Source organism: Mesorhizobium sp. B2-2-3 (assembly GCF_006442405.1).
Classification (GTDB): domain Bacteria; phylum Pseudomonadota; class Alphaproteobacteria; order Rhizobiales; family Rhizobiaceae; genus Mesorhizobium.
On record NZ_VFWC01000009.1, the window covers coordinates 227,421 to 246,086 of the forward strand.

15 protein-coding genes are annotated in these 18,666 nt (G+C 64.3%); all 15 read right to left on the bottom strand.

The window, feature by feature from the left end:
• Positions 1 to 4: 4 nt before the first annotated feature.
• Positions 5 to 955, bottom strand: coding sequence for a UDP-3-O-acyl-N-acetylglucosamine deacetylase (gene lpxC, locus FJ951_RS18655; RefSeq protein ID WP_140495231.1), 951 nt, complete (start codon positions 953 to 955; stop codon positions 5 to 7).
• Positions 956 to 1,237: 282 nt separating this feature from the next.
• Entirely contained in the window at positions 1,238 to 2,917 is a 1,680-nt protein-coding gene (ftsZ, locus tag FJ951_RS18660) for a cell division protein FtsZ (protein ID WP_140516587.1), read from the bottom strand.
• Positions 2,918 to 2,983: 66 nt separating this feature from the next.
• A complete protein-coding gene (gene ftsA / locus FJ951_RS18665) occupies positions 2,984 to 4,291 on the bottom strand; it encodes a cell division protein FtsA (protein WP_140516589.1) in 1,308 nt (435 codons plus the stop codon).
• A complete protein-coding gene (locus FJ951_RS18670; protein ID WP_140516591.1) occupies positions 4,288 to 5,229 on the bottom strand; it encodes a cell division protein FtsQ/DivIB in 942 nt (313 codons plus the stop codon). The genes ftsA and FJ951_RS18670 overlap by 4 nt, the downstream gene beginning before the upstream one ends.
• Positions 5,217 to 6,143 carry a D-alanine--D-alanine ligase gene (locus FJ951_RS18675; RefSeq protein WP_140516593.1) on the bottom strand — a complete coding sequence of 309 codons (927 nt, stop codon included), beginning with the start codon at positions 6,141 to 6,143 and terminating at the stop codon, positions 5,217 to 5,219. Before FJ951_RS18675 ends, FJ951_RS18670 begins: the two co-directional genes overlap by 13 nt.
• A gap of 301 nt (positions 6,144 to 6,444) precedes the next feature.
• Positions 6,445 to 7,410, bottom strand: a complete 966-nt coding sequence (murB, locus tag FJ951_RS18680; RefSeq protein ID WP_140516595.1) for a UDP-N-acetylmuramate dehydrogenase — start codon at positions 7,408 to 7,410, stop codon at positions 6,445 to 6,447.
• Positions 7,407 to 8,807, bottom strand: a complete 1,401-nt coding sequence (gene murC / locus FJ951_RS18685; protein ID WP_140495219.1) for a UDP-N-acetylmuramate--L-alanine ligase — start codon at positions 8,805 to 8,807, stop codon at positions 7,407 to 7,409. Before murC ends, murB begins: the two co-directional genes overlap by 4 nt.
• Positions 8,804 to 9,931, bottom strand: coding sequence for an undecaprenyldiphospho-muramoylpentapeptide beta-N-acetylglucosaminyltransferase (murG, locus tag FJ951_RS18690; RefSeq protein WP_140516597.1), 1,128 nt, complete (start codon positions 9,929 to 9,931; stop codon positions 8,804 to 8,806). Before murG ends, murC begins: the two co-directional genes overlap by 4 nt.
• 1 nt (position 9,932) lies before the next feature.
• A complete protein-coding gene (gene ftsW, locus FJ951_RS18695; RefSeq protein WP_140516599.1) occupies positions 9,933 to 11,084 on the bottom strand; it encodes a putative lipid II flippase FtsW in 1,152 nt (383 codons plus the stop codon).
• Positions 11,084 to 12,484 carry a UDP-N-acetylmuramoyl-L-alanine--D-glutamate ligase gene (gene murD / locus FJ951_RS18700; RefSeq protein WP_140516601.1) on the bottom strand — a complete coding sequence of 467 codons (1,401 nt, stop codon included), beginning with the start codon at positions 12,482 to 12,484 and terminating at the stop codon, positions 11,084 to 11,086. Before murD ends, ftsW begins: the two co-directional genes overlap by 1 nt.
• Before the next feature lie 9 nt (positions 12,485 to 12,493).
• Positions 12,494 to 13,576 (bottom strand): phospho-N-acetylmuramoyl-pentapeptide-transferase, encoded by a 1,083-nt coding sequence (mraY, locus tag FJ951_RS18705; protein WP_140495211.1) that lies wholly within the window; start codon positions 13,574 to 13,576, stop codon positions 12,494 to 12,496.
• Between the two features lie 24 nt (positions 13,577 to 13,600).
• Positions 13,601 to 15,058 (bottom strand): UDP-N-acetylmuramoylalanyl-D-glutamyl-2,6-diaminopimelate--D-alanyl-D-alanine ligase, encoded by a 1,458-nt coding sequence (locus tag FJ951_RS18710; RefSeq protein ID WP_140516603.1) that lies wholly within the window; start codon positions 15,056 to 15,058, stop codon positions 13,601 to 13,603.
• A complete protein-coding gene (locus FJ951_RS18715) occupies positions 15,055 to 16,509 on the bottom strand; it encodes a UDP-N-acetylmuramoyl-L-alanyl-D-glutamate--2,6-diaminopimelate ligase (RefSeq protein WP_140516605.1) in 1,455 nt (484 codons plus the stop codon). Before FJ951_RS18715 ends, FJ951_RS18710 begins: the two co-directional genes overlap by 4 nt.
• Before the next feature lie 54 nt (positions 16,510 to 16,563).
• Positions 16,564 to 18,273 (bottom strand): penicillin-binding protein 2, encoded by a 1,710-nt coding sequence (locus FJ951_RS18720; RefSeq protein WP_140495205.1) that lies wholly within the window; start codon positions 18,271 to 18,273, stop codon positions 16,564 to 16,566.
• Positions 18,270 to 18,665, bottom strand: a complete 396-nt coding sequence (locus FJ951_RS18725) for a hypothetical protein (protein ID WP_140516606.1) — start codon at positions 18,663 to 18,665, stop codon at positions 18,270 to 18,272. Before FJ951_RS18725 ends, FJ951_RS18720 begins: the two co-directional genes overlap by 4 nt.
• Position 18,666 lies beyond the last annotated feature (1 nt).

Consider the following 18,666-nt stretch of genomic DNA (forward strand, 5'->3'; position numbering starts at 1 on the left):
TGACTCAGATCATCCAGGGCGCATAGAGAGGCGCGTTGACGGCGCTCATCTCGGCCGCACGGCCGCGCTCGCGGCGGGTCGTTTCGACGATCTCGAATGCGGTACGGTCCGACAGCACGCGCCGCAAGGCGGCCGCATTCAGCCTATGGCCGCCACGATAGGAGCGGAAGCAGCCGATGAAGCGGGCCCCAGCCAGTGCCAGGTCGCCCATGGCGTCCAGCGTCTTATGGCGTACGAACTCGTTGGGGTAGCGCAAGCCGCCCATGTTGATGACGCGGTTGTCGTCACCGATGACCAGCGAATTCTCAAGCGAGGATCCCAGCGCATAGCCGGCGGCCCACAGCCGCTCGACGTCCTTCATGAAGCCGAAGGTGCGGGCGCGCGCGATGTCGCGGCGGAAAATGTCCGCATTGATGTCGGACGCGAACAGCTGCCGGCCGATCGCCGGGCTTTCGAAATCGATCTCGACCTCGAAGCGGGTGCCGTCATAGGGCCTGAACTCAGCCCAGGAGGCGCCGTTCTCGATGCGGACCGGCTTGACGATCCGGATGTAGCGCCGCTTGACCGACAGCGTTTCGATGCCGGCCTGGTCTATGGCCTCGACGAACGCCATGGCGCTGCCGTCGAGGATAGGGACCTCATGGCCGTCGATCTCGATGATGACATTGTCGATGCCGAGCCCGAACAGCGCCGCCATGATGTGCTCGACCGTGGCGATGTGCTCGCCAGAGGGGTCACCGAGCATGGTGCACAGATCGGTTGCGCCGATCTCGGAAAACAGGGCGCGGAACTCGCGACCTTGCCCGTTCTCACTAAAAAGCTGGAAAACGATGCCGGTGTCGGCATCCGCCGGGAGAAAGCTGATGGAAACTTCCTTGCCGCTGTGAACGCCGGTGCCCGTAAGCGACGCGCGCGTCTTCACTGTCGTCTGATAGTCGTGCAAGACAATCCCCATAAGCCCGAAATGCCTAGGTCCGCTTCTCCAGCCCGAGGGCGCGGCTCTCTTGTAAAAATCGGCAGGCCAGGTCACTTCCCCCGAAATCCCGGCAAACCGACGACGGTAGGCAATGAAGATAATGTCCCGTCAGGGATAGTCCAAATCACGGTTTCTTACTCTTTGTAACCGCAACCGACGTATGGATAGCCTCTTAAGTGCTTGAATTTCCGTTCTTTTAAACGTTAACAAGCAAGCAATTCCTTGCTTGCCTGTTAACAATTGTTACAGCCCGTTAACCGCTCAGTTGGCCTGGCGACGCAGGAACGCCGGAATTTCCAGCTGGTCGTCCTCCTGAGTCGCCCTGGCCTGCGGCGTCAGGCGGCCTTGATCGTCGAGCTGGCCGCGACGAGGCGCGTAGAGCTGCGCGTCCTGGCTTGCCAGACGGCGCACTTCCGGTGCGGCCTGACGCAGCTTGGGCTCCCGCGGCTGCGCCGGCTGCAGGCGTGCAGGCTCTTCCTCGCGGCGCGTCAGGCCGTTGGTCAGACGCTTCAAGAGCCCCATCGGTCCGCTGTTCTCATGGTCGGCCGGGCGGCTCTTGGCGTCGACCTCGGCCTTCACGACAGGCGGAAAGTCCTCGACGCGCGGCATGCGCTGGGGAGCCATCGCGACCGGCTGCTGGACTTCGCGCAGGATCTCGCGCGGTTGCGGCGCCGGCTGCATCTGCTGGACCACGGGCTGCACCATCGGTTGCGGCTGCGCCGGCGGAGCCTGGAAGATCTTGCTCTGCGGACGGAAATCATCCGCATGGGCAATTGGCGCCGGACGGGCTTGCGCCATCGCCGCGGCGTTTGCTTCGGCCAGCTGGATCGCTTCCGCGACCGGATCGGCGGCGCGCGGCTCGTACGCAGCCTGCTGGGCCGGCGCGGGGCGGCTTTCCGCCGCGGCAACGGCCGGGCGGGCCGGCTTCTGCGGCGCGGTGCGGATCGAGATCGGCGCGGCGGCGATTTCGGCCGCCGACTTGTCGATGCCGGTGGCGACAACCGAGACGCGGATGACGCCTTCGAGCTCCTCGTCGAAAGTGGCGCCCAGGATGATGTTGGCGTCCTGGTCGACCTCCTCGCGGATGCGGGTCGCCGCTTCGTCGACTTCGAACAGCGTCAGGTCGCGGCCGCCGGTGATCGAGATCAGCAGGCCCTTGGCGCCCTTCATCGAGGTCTCGTCGAGCAGCGGGTTGGCGATCGCGGCTTCCGCGGCCGCCATCGCGCGGCCCTCGCCCGATGCCTCGCCGGTGCCCATCATCGCCTTGCCCATCTCGCGCATCACCGAACGAACGTCGGCGAAGTCGAGATTGATCAGGCCTTCCTTGACCATCAGGTCGGTGATGCAGGCTACACCCGAATAGAGAACCTGGTCAGCCATGGCGAACGCGTCGGCGAAGGTGGTCTTGTCATTGGCCAGCCGGAACAGGTTCTGGTTAGGGATGACGATCAGCGTGTCGACGCATTTCTGCAGCTCCTCGATGCCGAAATCCGCCGTCTTCATGCGGCGCTGGCCTTCGAAATGGAACGGCTTGGTGACGACGCCGACAGTGAGGATGCCCTTCTCGCGGGCGGCGCGCGCCACGACCGGCGCCGCTCCCGTGCCCGTGCCGCCGCCCATGCCCGCGGTGACGAAGCACATATGGGTGTTGGACAGGTGATCGATGATCTCGTCGATGCATTCTTCCGCTGCCGCGCGGCCCACTTCAGGCTGGGATCCGGCGCCCAGCCCCTCGGTGACATGCGCGCCGAGCTGGATCAGCCGGTCGGCTTTCGACATGGTCAGCGCCTGCGCGTCGGTGTTGGCGACAACGAACTCGACGCCGCGCAGACCGGCGGTGATCATGTTGTTGACGGCGTTGCCGCCGCCGCCGCCGACGCCGAACACGGTGATGCGTGGCTTAAGCTCGGTGATGTCCGGCTTTTGCAGATTGATGGTCATTGTCTCCGTCCTTTGCCTTTCCTGCCGCTTCGCCGCCGCGGCCACTTATGGGGCTGTCCCCGTCAATTAGAAACTGTCTCTCAACCACTGACTCATGCGATGCAGTTTTCCGCCCGTTCCGGTCATCCTGAGACCGGAAATTCCTTTCGCCGGATGGCTCTCGAAGCTCGCCATCTGCGGATAGATCAACAAGCCGACGGCCGCCGAGAAGGCCGGCCCCTTCGCCGCTTCGGGCAGGCCCGCCACGCCGAGCGGGCGGCCGATGCGCACATTGCGCCCCAGGATGCGGCGCGCCGCTTCCGGCAGGCCGGCAAGCTGGCTGGCGCCGCCGGTCAGCACCACGCGCTTGCCCACCGCATTGCCGTAGCCGGACTTGTTCAGCCGGTCGCGCAAAAGCTCGAGCGTCTCGTCGATGCGGGCACGCACGATGCGCGTCATGACGGAGCGCGGAATCTGGAGCGGCACTTCGCCCTCGTCGCCGATCGGCTGGATCGAGACCAGGTCGCGGTCATCGGCGCTGCCGGGCAACGCCGAACCGTGCATCACCTTCAGCCGTTCGGCGGCATCGAGCGAGGTGGACAGTCCCTTGGCCATGTCCAGCGTGACGTGGTTGCCGCCGATGGCGATGGCGTCGCCATGGACGAACTTGCCTTCCGAAAACACCGAGATCGTCGTCGTGCCGCCGCCCATATCGATGCAGGCGGCGCCCAGTTCCAGCTCGTCGTCGACCAATGCCGCCAGCCCGCTGGCATAGGGCGTCGCCACCATGCGCTCGACCGAAAGATGCGAGCGGTTGATGGAGAGCTCCAGGTTGCGCATCGGAGCGGCGTCGCCGGTCAGCACATGCATGTCGACGCCAAGCGTGTCGCCGACCATGCCGCGCGGATCGCGCACGCCGCGCTCAGCGTCGAGCGAGAAGCCGACGGGGAGCGAATGGACCACCTCGCGCTCGGTCTTCAGCGCCTGCTTGGCGCCGGCACCGAGCACCCGCTTGATGTCGGCCTCGTCGGCCTCATGGCCGCCGAGATTGATGGTTGCCGAGAAGGCTTCGCTCTTCAGCCGGCCGGCGGTCATGTTCACGATCAGCGAATCGACCGTCAGCCCGGCCATGCGCTCGGCGGCGTCGACGGAGAGACGAATGGCATGTTCGGCACGATCGAGATCGATGACGACGCCCGATTTGACGCCCTGCGACTTCTGATGGCCGATGCCGATCACCTGGATGCGGTGCGAGCGTCCGCGCAGCAGCTTGCCGTCATCGCACGGCTTCAGCTTCGCCACCATGCAGCAGACCTTGCTCGAACCGACATCCAGCACCGTCAAGGTGCCGGAGCGGCGCGACGAGGCATCGCCTGAACCGCCAAGCCAGCTCATATCTTCGTCTCCGGCTTGCGCTTCAGCGTTTTCGGTTTCTCGTTGAGCGCGGCTTCGCGCTGGGTCGCCGCCTCCGGCGTCAGCTGCACGACCAGCCGGTCCGACAGCCGCATATCGACGGCCGCGATATCGCGCGACAACAGCCCCTTGTCATGGTCCATGCCGACGAGTTCGGCGAGTGCCTGATCCTCGCCATCCTCGGGGAGCTTGACGGTGATGCCATTGTCCAGCTTCAGGTCCCAGCGCCGATCGCCGACACGGACATAGCCCCTGATGCGGGTCGCGAGATCCGGGTATTTTTCGATCTTCGCCAGGAATTCCGGCGCCTTGGCCGGCGCGCCGGCTCCGATCAGCAATGGCAGCAGCACCTGCTTGCCACCCGAGAACGGCGCGATAACGGCACCGTCTTTTTCGATGACGGAGAGATCGCTGCCCTGCTGCCAAAGCGCGAACGCCTGACGCTCCTCGACGCGCACCTCCAACGTGTGCGGATAGACCTTGCGCACCGCGGCGACCTCGATCCAGGGCAAGGTGGCGATGCGTTCCCGCGCCGCCTCGGCATCGAAGCCGATCAGCGACGTCCAGCCATCGAGCTCGAGCCTGTCGAGAATATCGATCTCGGACGTCTGGCGATTGCCGACCACCTTGACCTGGTCGACGGCAAAGCCGGTCCGGGCAGTGATGCTCTGGACGATGCCGTCGGCATGACCGCCGAGATAGGCGCCATAGGCGCCGCTCGAAGCAATGAGCACTGCCGACATGATCGCGGCGGAGAAGCGCGGCGCCTGGAATTCGCCCTCGCCCAGACGCGCCAGGATACGCACCGGGCGGCGAAGCACGCGCGGCAGCACGAAATGGTCGAACGACAATGGCAGGCTGAACAGCGCCGGCCCGGCCACGCCCTTCCCCTTGCCCTGCCCCCATTTCAACGCAGACACGAAGCGTCCTCCACCATCCAACTCAACAGATCGCCGAACGAATGCCCTGCCTGGGCGGCGATTTCAGGCACCAGAGACGTCGGCGTCATGCCCGGCTGAGTATTGACCTCGAGCCATACAACCTCGCCATTTTCGGAGTGACGATCGTCATAACGGAAGTCCGACCGGGAAACGCCCCGACAGCCGACAGCTTGGTGAGCCTTGAGCGCCAGTGTCTGTATTTTTTGGTAAATATTCGGTGAAACTTTTGCGGGGCATTCGTGTTTTGATCCGCCCGCGACATATTTTGAATCGTAATCATAGAACGAATGGCCCGTCGGGATGATTTCGCAGACGCCAAGCGCCACGTCGCCCATGACGGCACAGGTCAGCTCGCGCCCATGGATGTAGCGCTCGACCATGACGGCATCGCCATATTTCCACTCGGACGAGCCGATGACCTGCGGCGGATGCGACTGCCCCTCATGCACGATCACGACGCCGAAGCTTGACCCCTCATTGACCGGCTTCACCACATAAGGCGGCTTCATCGGATGGTTGTTCTGAATGGCGAAGCGATTGGCGACCTTCGATTCGGCGACGGGAACGCCGGCCAATTTCACGACTTTCTTCGACTGCTCCTTGTTCATCGCAAGCGCCGAGGCGAGCACGCCGGAATGGGTGTAGGGAATGCCGAGATATTCGAGAATGCCCTGAATGGTGCCGTCCTCGCCAAAAGGACCATGCAGCGCATTGAAGGCGACATCGGGCCTGAGATCGGCAAGCACGGAGCCGACGTCGCGCCCGACATCGACGCGCGTGACTTGATAGCCTTCCGTCTCAAGCACATCGGCACAGGCCTTCCCCGAAGACAGGGACACGGGCCGCTCGGACGAGAAACCACCCAGCAGGACGGCCACATGCTTGTTTTTCATTCCCCGTCATCCCCTCTCACGGCGGATCAAAAACCAAGATTTCCGCAACATTGAGTCCGAGTCTCCCGGCAGGTTGCCCCCCAGACGGAAAACGCGGGAAACGCGTCGAACGACTCAAATCAGGAAACGCTTTGGAGCAGAGAATCAGAGAGTTGATTCACTGGCAAGTGCTTATGATTCCGGGAGATTCACTTTCTGAGAAAATGGATGCGAAAACCGCGCTGTTGAGTCTTTGGAGCAACGGTCGCGCGGTCGTTCCGGACCGGTTGAAGTTCATGCGTCACATGAACTTCAACCGCGGCTAGAGCAGCTGTCCAAGAAACTCCTGCACGGCGTGTCCGGGGCGGAAGTCCCCGATGCGCTTGATCTCCCAGTGCAGCCGGATGCCGGAATGTTCGAGCACCCGCGTGCGCACCGTTTCGCCGAGATATTCGAGTTCGTGGCCGGTCGCTGTCCCGGTGTTGATCATGAAATTGCAGTGCAGGGGCGACATCTGCGCGCCGCCGATCAGCAGGCCGCGGCACCCGGCCTTGTCGATCTCTTTCCAGGCTGAGGTGCCTTCAGGATTCCTGAAGGTCGAGCCACCGGTCTTCTCGCGGATCGGCTGCACCGTCTCGCGATGGTTCTGCACCGCGTCCATCGCCGCCTTGATCACTGCCTTGTCCTCGGCAAAGCCCTCGAAAATCGCCGAGGTGAAGATCAGCCCGGACGGTGCCGACGAGTTCCGGTAGGCATAGCCCATATCGGCATTGCTCAGCGTCTGGACGTTGCCTTTGCGGTCGAGCGCACGCACCTCGACGACACGCTCGCGCGTCTCGACGCCATTGGCGCCGGCGTTCATCCTCAGCGCCCCGCCGATGGCGCCCGGTATGCCGTGGTAGAAATGGAAGCCGCCGATGCCGGCTTCCAGCGCCACCGCGGCGATGCGCTTGTCGGGCGTGGCCGCGCCAGCCTTGATCGATGTCGGCGAAACAATTTCGGTTTCACCGAACCCCTTGGCCGACAGCCTTATCACGAAACCCGGAATACCCCCATCGCGCACAAGCAAGTTCGAGCCGACGCCGACTATGGTCAGCGGTATCTCTTCGGGAACCGCTTTCAGGAAAGCAGCGAGATCCGCCTCGTCCGCTGGCTGAAAGAGCGCCTCGGCCAGTCCTCCGGCGCGGAACCAGGTGATCTTGTCCATCTCGGCATTCGGCGTGATGCGGCCGCGCAGGCCGGCAAGCCGGCCGCCAAGTCTGTCGATCAGCGCCTGGCCCTGCATCATGAGACGGCCAGCTCCTTGGGCAGCGCATAGGCCCATTGCGTGATGTTGCCGGCGCCGAGGAAGACGACGAAGTCGCCGGGCCTGGCCAGATCACGGACAACAGGCGCTATTGCTTCCGGACCCTCGATGTAGCGCGCGTCGCGATGGCCCCCGGCGCGAATGCGCGACACCAGCGCATCCGAGGTCACGCCTTCGATCGGCTCCTCGCCGGCGGCGTAGACCGGCGCCACCATCACCGTGTCGGCGTCGTTGAAGCAGGCGGAGAACTCATTGAACAGATCATGCAGCCGGGTAAAACGGTGCGGCTGGGCAATGGCGATGACGCGGCCCTTGGTGGCGCTGCGCGCGGCTTTCAGCACCGCAGCGATCTCGACCGGATGGTGGCCGTAATCGTCGAACACTTCGACGCCATTCCAGGAGCCGGTTTGGGTGAAGCGACGCTTGACGCCGGCGAAGGACGACAGGCCTTTCTTGATCGCCTCGGCCGACAGGCCGAGCTCATGCGCCACCGCGATCGCCGCCGTCGCATTGGAAACGTTGTGGCGGCCGGGCATCGGCAGGCGCAGATCCGATATCGTCGTCTGGCCGCGTCCCTTGCGGTCGCGGATCACCACGTCGAATTCCGAGGTCGCGCCGGCCATGCGATGGTTGGTGAAGCGCACGTCGGCCTGCGCGTTCTCGCCATAGGTGATGACGCGGCGATCCTCGATTCGGCCGACCAGCGCCTGCACCTCCGGGTGATCGGTGCACATGACGCCGAAGCCGTAGAACGGCACGTTCTCGACGAACTGGCGGAAGGCTTCGCGCACCTTCTCGAAACTGCCGTAGTGATCGAGATGTTCGGGATCGATATTGGTGACGACGGCGATATCGGCCGGCAGCTTGAGGAAGGTCCCGTCGCTCTCGTCGGCTTCGACCACCATCCACTCGCCGTCCCCCATGCGCGCATTGGTGCCATAGGCGTTGATGATGCCGCCATTGATGACGGTCGGGTCGAGCCCGCCGGCTTCGAGCAGCGTCGCTACCATCGAGGTCGTCGTCGTCTTGCCGTGCGTGCCGCCGATCGCCACTGCCTGGCGGAAGCGCATCAGTTCGGCCAGCATTTCGGCGCGGCGCACGATCGGCAGCAATTTCTCCCGTGCCGCCTTCAGTTCGGGGTTGGATTTCTTGATAGCCGTCGAGACAACCACCACTTCGGCATCGCCGAGGTTTTCTTCCCTGTGGCCGACAAAGCACTCGATCCCCTTGTCGCGCAGCCGCTGCACGTTGGCGCTGTCGGCCTGGTCGGACCCCTGCACCTTGTAGCCGAGATTGTGCAACACTTCGGCGATGCCGCTCATGCCGATGCCGCCAATGCCGATGAAATGCACGAGGCCTATGGTCTGCGGCATCTTCATGGGTGCGCGCCCTTCCTGAAATCCGAAACGGTTTTGCGGGACGCAATAGCCTCTGTGAGATCGGCGAGCAACCGTGCGGCGTCCGGTTTGCCGACCGACTTCGCCGCGGCAGCCATTGCCGTGAGCCGTTCGGGCTCGGCCATCAGGGCGCCGATCAACGCCGCGATGCGCTCGGGCGAAAGTGAGGATTGCGGCTCCACCTCGCCGCCGCCGGCGGCCGCAAGGGCGGCTGCGTTCGCGGCCTGGTCGTGATCGAGCGCATAGGGATAGGGCACCAGCAGCGCCGGCCGCCCGATGACGGCGATTTCCGAGACGGTCGACGCGCCGGAGCGCGACATCACCAACTGTGCGGCCGCTATGCGCGCCGCCATGTCGCTGAAGAAGGGCGAGACCTCGACAACGACACCGAGCGCTGCATAGGCCGCCTTCACCCGCCCGACGTCATCGGCCCGAGCCTGCTGCGTGATCACCAGCCGCTTGCGGAGTGCGTCGGGGAGCAAGGCGACGGCCGCCGGCACCGCATCGGAGAAGAACTGCGCGCCTTGGCTGCCGCCGAACACCAGCAGGCGGAAGGGATCGTTCCCGGCCGAGGCGGCGTAGGCGGTCTTTGCGGCTTCGAGCACCTGTGGGCGGACCGGATTGCCTGTCGTCACCGTCTTGGCGCCTACGGCGCTTTCGTCTTGCGGCAGGAAGCCACCGGCAATCGCATCGACGCGGCTGGCCAGCGCCCGGTTGGCGCGTCCCATCACAGCGTTCTGCTCGTGGATCAGCGTCGGCACCTTGCTCCGCGTCGCGGCGTAGAGCGGCGGCAAGGTCGGATATCCGCCAAAGCCGACCACGGTATCGGGCTTGATCCTGCCGATGATGGCGGACGCCTGGCGCACGCCGCGCCAGATTTTCCAGAAAGCGCCAAGCAGGGCAACAGGATTTTTGGAGCCCAGCGTCGCGGACTGGATCGGGTGGATGGCGGCGGCCGGGAAGTGGCCGGCAAAGCGCTCAGCGCGGTCGTCGGTCGCCAGATGCACCGTCCAGCCACGCGCGTTCAACTCATGCGCCAGCGCCTCGGCCGGAAACAGATGTCCGCCGGTTCCGCCCGCCGAGAGAAGGATAACGCCTCTGGCCATGTCACTCCGCCGGCATGGCGCGCTGTGGCAAGGCAAAGCCCACTTGCTTGCGCTTTTCCGGCCGCTTGCGCGTCAGCGCCAGCACCATTCCCATCGAGATGGCGATGGCAATCTGCGAAGAGCCGCCATAGGAGATGAACGGCAGCGTCATGCCCTTGGCCGGCACCAGCTGCAGGTTGACGCACATGTTGATGACTGCCTGCAGGCCGAACACGGTGACGAGGCCGCCGACCGCATAGCGGGTGAAATCGTCATGCTCCTTCAGCGCCGTGTTGAGGCCGCGCAGCACGATGAAGGCGAAGATGGACATGATGAAGAAACACATGATCAATCCGAATTCCTCGCCCGCGACCGAAAAGACGAAATCGGCATGGCTGTCGGGGATGACCCGCTTGACGGTGCCCTCGCCCGGCCCAACGCCGAACCAGCCGCCATTGATCAATGCGTCGCGGCCCATATCGACCTGGAACGTGTCGCCTTCGCCAGTGAGGAACTTGTCGATACGCAGGGCGACGTGCGGAAATACCGTATAGGCGGCAAAGACGCCGCCGACGCCGGCGGCACCCAGCACGACGATCCACAGCCATGGCAGCCCCGCCATGAAGAACATGATGCCCCAGGTGCCGGTCGTCAGCATGGTCTGGCCGAGGTCCGGCTGCGCCACCAGCAGCGATACGACCAGCACCAAGAGCAACATGGCGAAGAGATTGCCCGGAATGTCGGGCTGGCGCTTGTGTTCGGCGAACAGCCAGGCGCACATGATGACAAAGGCGGGTTTCAAAAACTCCGAGGGCTGGATCGACAGGCCGGCAAGCGACACCCAGCGCCGCGCGCCCTTCACCTCGACGCCGATGTAGAGCACCGCCACCATCAGCACCAGCATCAGGCACAGCATGATCAGGGCCATGCGCCGGATCTCTCTGGAATCGAGGAAGGACACCGCCAGCATCACGCCGAGCGCCGGCACGGTGAAGATGATCTGCCTGGTCGCGAAGTGAAAACTGTCGAGGCCGATGCGTTCGGCGACCGCGGGACTTGCGGCGAAGGACAAGACTATGCCCAGCCCCATCAGCGACAGGAACGCCGCCAGGAACCAGCGATCGATGGTCCACCACCAGGTCGCAACCGGGCTTTTGTCGAGACGGCTCTGCATTATCGTGCCCCTCCGATGGGTTTGACGCCCTCGATAGCATTCGCAGCTTGCCTGAAGGCTTCGCCGCGGACCTCGAAATTCTTGAACTGGTCGAAACTGGCGCAGGCCGGCGACAACAGCACCACCGCCTCGCCGCCATCGTCCTTGGCCGCATCATGCGCGGCATGCTCGACCGCCGCTGCAAGCGTGCCCGATATCTCATACGGCACCGCCTCGCCCAGCGTCGCCGAAAAGGCCGGCGCTGCCTCGCCGATCAGATAGGCCTTGGCGATACGCGGGAAGAAGCCGCGCAGCGGCTCGATGCCGCCTTCCTTGGGCAGGCCGCCGGCGATCCAGTAGATGCGTGAAAAGCTCGACAGCGCGGGTGCCGCCGCATCGGCGTTGGTCGCCTTGGAATCGTTGACGAACAGCACGTGGTCCTTGCGGCCGACCTGCTCCATGCGATGCGCCAGGCCCGGAAAGCTTTCCAGTCCGGACTGGATCTCGCCGAGGTCGAGCCCGACCTTGAGGCAGGCGGCCACCGCGGCAAGCGCGTTTTGCGCATTGTGCTGCCCGCGCAGCGAGCCGATGCCTTCGAGGAAGGCGACCCGGCTGTAGCGGCCATGCACCGCTTCCATCAAATTGGTGCCATCGGCGAAATAGCCGTCGGTCAGCGGCAGCCGCTTCGAAATACGGATGACGTGCCGCCCCGCCCGCTCCAGCCGTTCGGCAGTCTGCGCACACCAGGAATCGTCGATGCCGACGATCGCGGTCTCGCTGCCGGCAACCAGCCGCTCCTTGATCGAAGCGTAATGCTGTATGGTGCCGTGACGGTCGAGGTGATCCGGCGTCAAATTGAGCAGGATGCCGGCCGTCGGATTGATCGATGGTGCGAGGTCGATCTGGTAGGACGAGCATTCGACGACATAGTGCCGGTCGGGTTGCGGCGGATCGAGTGTCATCACGGCGCGGCCGATATTGCCGCCCATCTGCGTATCGCGGCCGGAAGCCTTCAATATATGCGCCGTCAGCGCCGTGGTCGTCGACTTGCCGTTGGTGCCGGTGATGGCGATGAAGGGGGCGGCTGGCGCGCCGAGCGTCCGCTCGCGGCAGAAAAGCTCGACGTCGCCGATGATCTCGACACCCGAACCGCGCGCCAGTTCCACCGTCCAGTGCGGCTTGGGATGCGTCAGCGGCACGCCGGGCGACAGCACGAAAGCGGAGAACGTCGCCCAGTCGGCTGTGTGCAGGTCGCCGGTTGCAATCCCGGCGGCTGCCGCCTTGGCGACACTGTCGGGATTGTCGTCCCAGGCCAGAACCTCAGCCCCGCCCTCGATCAGCGCGTGCGCGGTCGCGATCCCCGAGCCGCCGAGCCCGAAGAGCGAAACACGCTTGCCTGCGAAGGATGCGGCGGGAATCACGGGGCGCGCCTATCTGAGCTTGAGGGTGGAAAGGCCGACCAGCGCCAGGATGACGGCGATGATCCAGAAGCGGATCACCACCTGGCTTTCGGTCCAGCCGAGCTTTTCGAAGTGGTGATGGATCGGCGCCATCAGGAACACACGCTTGCCGGTCATCTTGAAGTAGCCGACCTGGATGATGACGGACAGGATCTCGACCACGAACAGACCGCCGACGATGACCAGCACGATCTCGTGCTTGGTGGCGACCGCAACGGTGCCGATCAGCCCGCCCATGGCCAGCGAGCCGGTGTCGCCCATGAAGATCGCCGCCGGCGGCGCGTTGAACCAGAGAAAGCCGAGGCCGGCGCCGATGACAGCACCAAGCACAACAGCCAGTTCGCCGGTGCCGGGCACGAAATGGATCTGCAGATACTCGGCGAACACAGCATTGCCGGAGAGATAGGCAATGACGCCGAAGGACGCCGCCGCGATCATGATCGGCACGATCGCCAGGCCATCCAGGCCGTCGGTGAGGTTCACCGCATTGCCCGCTCCCACGATGACGAAGCAGGAGAACGGAACGAAGAACCAGCCGAGATTGATCAGGAATTCCTTGGCAAAGGGGAATGTCAGCGACGAGGAGAACGGCGCCTGGCCATTATGCATGATCGCCCAGGCGGCGATGCCGGCGATGACGAATTCGAGCGCCAGCCGTGCTTTGCCGGAAAAGCCGAGATGCGACTGTTTCGTCACCTTCAGATAGTCGTCGTAGAAGCCGATCGAGCCGAAGCCCAGCGTCACCAGCAACACCACCCAGACATAGATGCTCGACAGGTTCGCCCATAGCAACGATGAGCCGATGATGCCGGACAGGATCATCAGTCCGCCCATGGTCGGCGTGCCGGCCTTCTTGAAATGGGTCTGTGGCCCGTCGGCGCGGATCGGTTGGCCCTTGCCTTGGCGCAACCTGAGCGAATTGATGATGGTCGGCCCGAAGATGAAGACGATCAGCGCCGAGGTGATCAGCGCCCCGCCGGTACGGAAGGTGATGTAGCGGAAGACATTGAAGACCGAGATCTTGTCCGCGAAATCGACGAGCAGTGTGAACATGCGCTTTTCGTCCCCGACTTGACCCTAGGTCTGTTTGCCGATTGTCGTTTCAGCCGGGAACTTGCCCAGCAACGCATCGACCAGCTTTGCAAAGCCGATGCCCTTCGACGATTTGATCATCACCACGTCGCCTGGCCTCAGCGCGGCAAGCAGCACCGGCTTCAATTCTTCGGCGCCGGCGCGGTATTCCGTCCTGATCTCGCCCGGCAGCGCTTCCGCCAGCGCCCGCATCTCCGGCCCCCCGAGAAAGACGGTCTGCGTGCCGGTGCCGACGATGAGACCGGCAAGTGCAGCATGCAGCTTGGCCGAATACTCGCCGAGTTCCAGCATATCGCCCAGCACGGCGATGCGGCGGCCCTCGCCCGTCACCGGCGTCGCGTTGAGCAGCGCCATGGCGGCGGACATCGAGGCGGGGTTGGCGTTGTAGCTTTCGTCGATCAGCGTGATCGGTCCACCGGGGTGGCTTGAAGTCGGGCCGCCGGGATGATGCAGCACATGGCGTTTGCCGCGGCCGCGCTCGGCCGAGAGATCGGCCAGCGCCAGGGCAACCTTGTCGAGATCGGCGCCGACCAGACGGGCCGCGCCGAGGACCGCCAGAATGTTCTGCACCATGTGGCGGCCGGGCGCGCCGATGCGAGCCGTCACCTCGTGACCGCCGATCCTGGCGGCAATGTCGGAATGATCGGCATGGATCTCGCATTTGACCAGTCTGAAGGTTGAGCGCGCGTTCTCGCCGAACCCATAGACATGCTCGACGCCGGCGGCGTGCGCCATCTTGTCGAGAAGCTTGAAACGCGCGTCGTCGCGGTTGAGGATCGCCGCGCCGCCAGGTTCCAGCCCTTCGAAAATCTCGGCCTTCGCCTTGGCGATCTCGTCCAGATTTCGGAAGAAGCCGAGATGCGCCGCCGCGATCATGGTAACGATGGCGACATGCGGCCTTACCATCTTGACCAGCGGCCTGATCTCGTCGGGATGGTTCATGCCGATCTCGAACACGGCATAGTCGCAATCGGCCGGCATGCGCGCCAAGGTGAGCGGCACGCCCCAATGGTTGTTGAACGACTGCACCGAGGCATGCACCTTGCCGACCGCCGACAGCACGTGGCGCAGCGCTTCCTTGGTGGTCGTTTTGCCCGCCGAACCGGTCACCGCGATGATCCTGGCCTGGGAACGGTCGCGCGATGCGACACCGAGCTTTTCCAGCGCCACCAGCACGTCCTCGACGACGATCATCGGCGCCGTCAGCCGGCCAAGCGACGGCAGCTTGCCTTCGGCCACGACCAGCACCCCGGCTCCGGCCTTGATGGCGGCGGTCGCGAAATCATGGCCGTCCATCGCCTCGCCCTTGATGGCGAAGAAGGCGTCGCCCGGCTGAAGGCTGCGGCTGTCGATCGAAATGCCCGATATGCCGTCCGGCATCGGTCCGATCGGTCGTCCGTCCATGGCGGCGACCAGCGTCTCGGATGTCCACAGCAAATTCATGCGGCACGCTCCAGCAGCGCGGCACGGACTTCTTCGTGGTCGGAGAAATGCAGGGTCTCGGTGCCGATCGTCTGGCCTTCCTCATGACCCTTGCCGGCCACGATCAGCGTGTCCCCGGCATGCAACATGGCGACGGCCTCGTGGATCGCCGCGCGCCGGTCACCGATCTCGATCGCGCCGGGAGCGGCGGCAAGGATCGCGGCCCGGATCGTCTCCGGCACCTCCGAGCGCGGATTGTCGTCGGTGACGATGACGACGTCGGCGAGCCGCGTCGCGATCTCGCCCATGATCGTCCGCTTGCCGCGATCGCGGTCGCCGCCACAGCCGAACACGACGATGACCCGGCCGGTGGTGAACGGGCGCACCGAGGCAAGCACGTTTTCCAGCGCGTCCGGCTTATGCGCATAATCGACATAGACCGGCGCGCCGTTTGCAGTCGTCCCGACAAGGTCGAGCCGGCCGGGTGCGCCCTTGAGTTTCTCCAACGCCTTCAAGGCCTTGGCGACTGGCGTTCCCGTGGAGATGGCAAGCCCGGCCGAAACCAGCGCGTTGGCTATCTGGAAATCGCCGGCCAGCGGCAGGTCGATCTCGTAGAGCATCCCGTCGGCCTCGACCTCGGCACGCTGGCGGTGGCGCTCATGCTCGACCCGCTTCAGCGTCAGGAAATCGCCGTGGCGGCCGACCGTCAGCACGTCGAGCCTTGCGGCCTTCGCCGCCTGGATGGTTGGCGCCGACCACGGATCGTCGGCGAAGATCACGGCCGGCGCGCCCTTCGGCAGCAGCGCATCAAACAGACGCAGCTTGGCCCGGTGATAGTCCTCGACCGTCGGATGGTAGTCCATGTGGTCGCGGCCGAGATTGGTGAAGCCGCCGGCGGCCAGCCTGACGCCGTCGAGACGGCGCTGGTCGAGACCATGGCTGGAGGCCTCCATGGAGGCATGGGTGACGCCGGCGTCCGCCAGTTCAAGCAACAGCTGATGCAAGGCGACGGGATCTGGCGTCGTCAGCGAGCCATAATCGTTGCGGCCCGGCGCCACCACGCCGGTGGTGCCGATCGAGGCCGCGGCAAAGCCGGCTTGCTCCCAGATCTGCCTGACGAAAGCGGCGACCGAGGTCTTGCCGCTGGTGCCGGTGACGGCCACCATCGTCTGCGGCTGTTTGCCGAAATAACGGGCCGCGCTCAGGGCCAGCGCCAGGCGCGGGTCATCGACGGCCAACACTGGAACTGGCAGTCCGCCAAGGGCGCTGTCCTTGCCCGCGACGATCGCGGCAGCCCCTCGTGCGGCGGCGTCCGCGGCATAGGCGGCGCCATCCGCCTTGCTTCCAGCGAGCGCGAAAAAGACGACGCCGGGTTTTAGCTGGCGGGAATCCGAAGAGATGCCGGTAACCTCCAGATCGGCGGAAGCTGTTCCTTCGACTGGCAAGATACCGGTTAGATTTTTGAGCTTCATCGAGTTCCGTTCACCGCAACAAAATAGCGCGCAGTTGCCGGCGCGCCCTAAGAATCATTGATAGGAAACCAGCGTTGCACCATTTTCATGGCTGAAATCTGGCTTCACGCCAAGCATGGCCGCGGAACGCCTGATGATATTGCCGGCCATGACCCCGGCATTCGCGGCCGCGACGTCCGTCATGCCCGGCTTTTCCGGGTGCGGAGCATCGGCAATCGTAAACACGAGATATTGCGGATCGTCCATCGGGAATGCGGCGACGAACGTATTGAAATTCAACTCCTTCGAGTAGCGGCCATTGATGACCTTCTCGGCTGTTCCGGTCTTGCCGCCAACGCGGTAGCCGGGGACCCTGGCATTTCTGGCCGAGCCCTTCTCGGCGTTGAGCATGTAGAGATAGCGCATGCCCTCGACCGTTTTGTCGGCTACCACTTTCTTGGCCGCCGCCATCGCGTCCTGCTGGCTGCGGACCAGGAATGTCGGCTCCATCAGATATCCGCCATTGATCAGCGCCGCGCAGCCGACAGCCGCCTGCAACGGTGTCGTCGACACGCCATGACCGAAGGCGATGGTGAACGAGTTGACCTGTTTCCAGACCTTCGGTTCAGTCGGACGGGCGACTTCCGGCAGTTCGGTCTGCATCTTGTCCAAGATGCCAAGACGATGCAGGAATTCGCGGTGCGCCTCGATACCGACCAGCTCGGCCTCCCTGGCCGACCCGATGTTGGACGAATAGAGGAACACCTCCGGCAACGAGAGCACACGGTTCTTGCCGTGGAAATCGTGAATGGCCTGATGGCCGACCCGGATTGGATGTGAAGCGTCGAAGCGGCTCGCCATCGTCGCCTTGCCGGAATCGAGCGCCATGGCTGATGTGAAGCTCTTGAAGGTCGAGCCCATCTCATAGAGTCCCGCCGACATCCGGTTCAGCCGGTCCTTGTCCTGTGCATTGTAGGGATTGTTCGGATCAAAATCCGGCACCGAGGCCATGGCCACCACTTCGCCGGTCTTGACGTTGAGCACGACGGCGCCCGCGCCCATGGCGCGATAGCGCTCCAGGCCGGCGGCAATCTCGTCGCGCACCACGTGCTGGACGCGCAGATCGATCGAGAGCTTCACCGGCTTGAGGTCCTTGGCCACCGCCAGGCCCGACGCCTGCAGGTCGCTCAGGCCCTGCTCATCGATATATTTCTCCATGCCGGAGATGCCTTGATTGTCGATATTGGTCAGGCCGACAATATAAGACGAGGTTTCACCACTGGGATAGAAACGGCGCTTCTCGGTGCGGAAGCCGAAACCGGGAATGCCGAGCTGCATGATGTCGGCCTGCTGCTTGGGCGTCAGCTGCCGCTGCAGCCAGACGAAGCCGGCGCCGCTCTTCAGCTTATGATACGTCTGCTCGTAATCGATCTCCGGCAGCACCGTCGACAGCTTTTCGATCGCCTCGTCGGCGTCGACGATGCGGCGCGGCTCTGCAAACAGCGATGCCGTCTTGATGTCCGTCGCCAGCACCTCACCGTTGCGGTCGACAATGTCGGGTCGCGAGGCCGTCACCCGGCTCTGCGGGCCGCCCGACATGTCAGGGGTCTGGAAGCCGAGATAAACCAGCCGCCCGGAAATGATCGAGAAGATACCGAAGAACACCGCCATCGTCATGACGATGCGCGCCTTGCCCTTGCCTCCGGTCGCCTTGCGGGCGCCATCGACCACGATCGAACCGTCTTCGCTGGCCCTGGGGCGACGTTTCAGCAGTTTGCCGATCATTGGGCGATGCCTCCGGTCACGATGGGATCCTTGCCGTCCGAGGGTGTGTTGCCGGAATTGTCTGCCACGCCGCCTTGGCGCCCGTTCAGGATGTCCTGGATGTCGAGGGCTTTGGCTGGCAGGTCGCCGAGGCCGACGATCTGGTGCGCGCTGACCGGCTCCAGTTCAAGCTGCGACTTGTAGAGCTCGGCGAGCTTCTGTAGCCGCGATGGCTGGGTGAGCAGGCTCCAGTCGGCCTTGAGCAGGTCGATCGTGTCCTCCTCGTAGCGTATCTCAGCATGGATCTTCTGCACTGCAGCCAATTGGTCCTCGGCCTCGCGCTTGGTTTTGTAGGTCAGGGCCGCCGCCGAGACCATGACGGCGATGAGGACGATGTCGCTGGAACGAAACACG

What these genes read in the sequence shown, in the direction of transcription:
- lpxC (WP_140495231.1), bottom strand. Translation starts at nt 955, where the DNA reads ATGGGGATTGTCTTGCACGACTATCAGACGACAGTGAAGACGCGCGCG.
- ftsZ (WP_140516587.1), bottom strand. Translation starts at nt 2,917, where the DNA reads ATGACCATCAATCTGCAAAAGCCGGACATCACCGAGCTTAAGCCACGC.
- ftsA (WP_140516589.1), bottom strand. Translation starts at nt 4,291, where the DNA reads ATGAGCTGGCTTGGCGGTTCAGGCGATGCCTCGTCGCGCCGCTCCGGC.
- FJ951_RS18675 (WP_140516593.1), bottom strand. Translation starts at nt 6,143, where the DNA reads ATGAAAAACAAGCATGTGGCCGTCCTGCTGGGTGGTTTCTCGTCCGAG.
- murB (WP_140516595.1), bottom strand. Translation starts at nt 7,410, where the DNA reads ATGATGCAGGGCCAGGCGCTGATCGACAGACTTGGCGGCCGGCTTGCC.
- murC (WP_140495219.1), bottom strand. Translation starts at nt 8,807, where the DNA reads ATGAAGATGCCGCAGACCATAGGCCTCGTGCATTTCATCGGCATTGGC.
- murG (WP_140516597.1), bottom strand. Translation starts at nt 9,931, where the DNA reads ATGGCCAGAGGCGTTATCCTTCTCTCGGCGGGCGGAACCGGCGGACAT.
- ftsW (WP_140516599.1), bottom strand. Translation starts at nt 11,084, where the DNA reads ATGCAGAGCCGTCTCGACAAAAGCCCGGTTGCGACCTGGTGGTGGACC.
- mraY (WP_140495211.1), bottom strand. Translation starts at nt 13,576, where the DNA reads ATGTTCACACTGCTCGTCGATTTCGCGGACAAGATCTCGGTCTTCAAT.
- FJ951_RS18710 (WP_140516603.1), bottom strand. Translation starts at nt 15,058, where the DNA reads ATGAATTTGCTGTGGACATCCGAGACGCTGGTCGCCGCCATGGACGGA.
- FJ951_RS18715 (WP_140516605.1), bottom strand. Translation starts at nt 16,509, where the DNA reads ATGAAGCTCAAAAATCTAACCGGTATCTTGCCAGTCGAAGGAACAGCT.
- FJ951_RS18720 (WP_140495205.1), bottom strand. Translation starts at nt 18,273, where the DNA reads ATGATCGGCAAACTGCTGAAACGTCGCCCCAGGGCCAGCGAAGACGGT.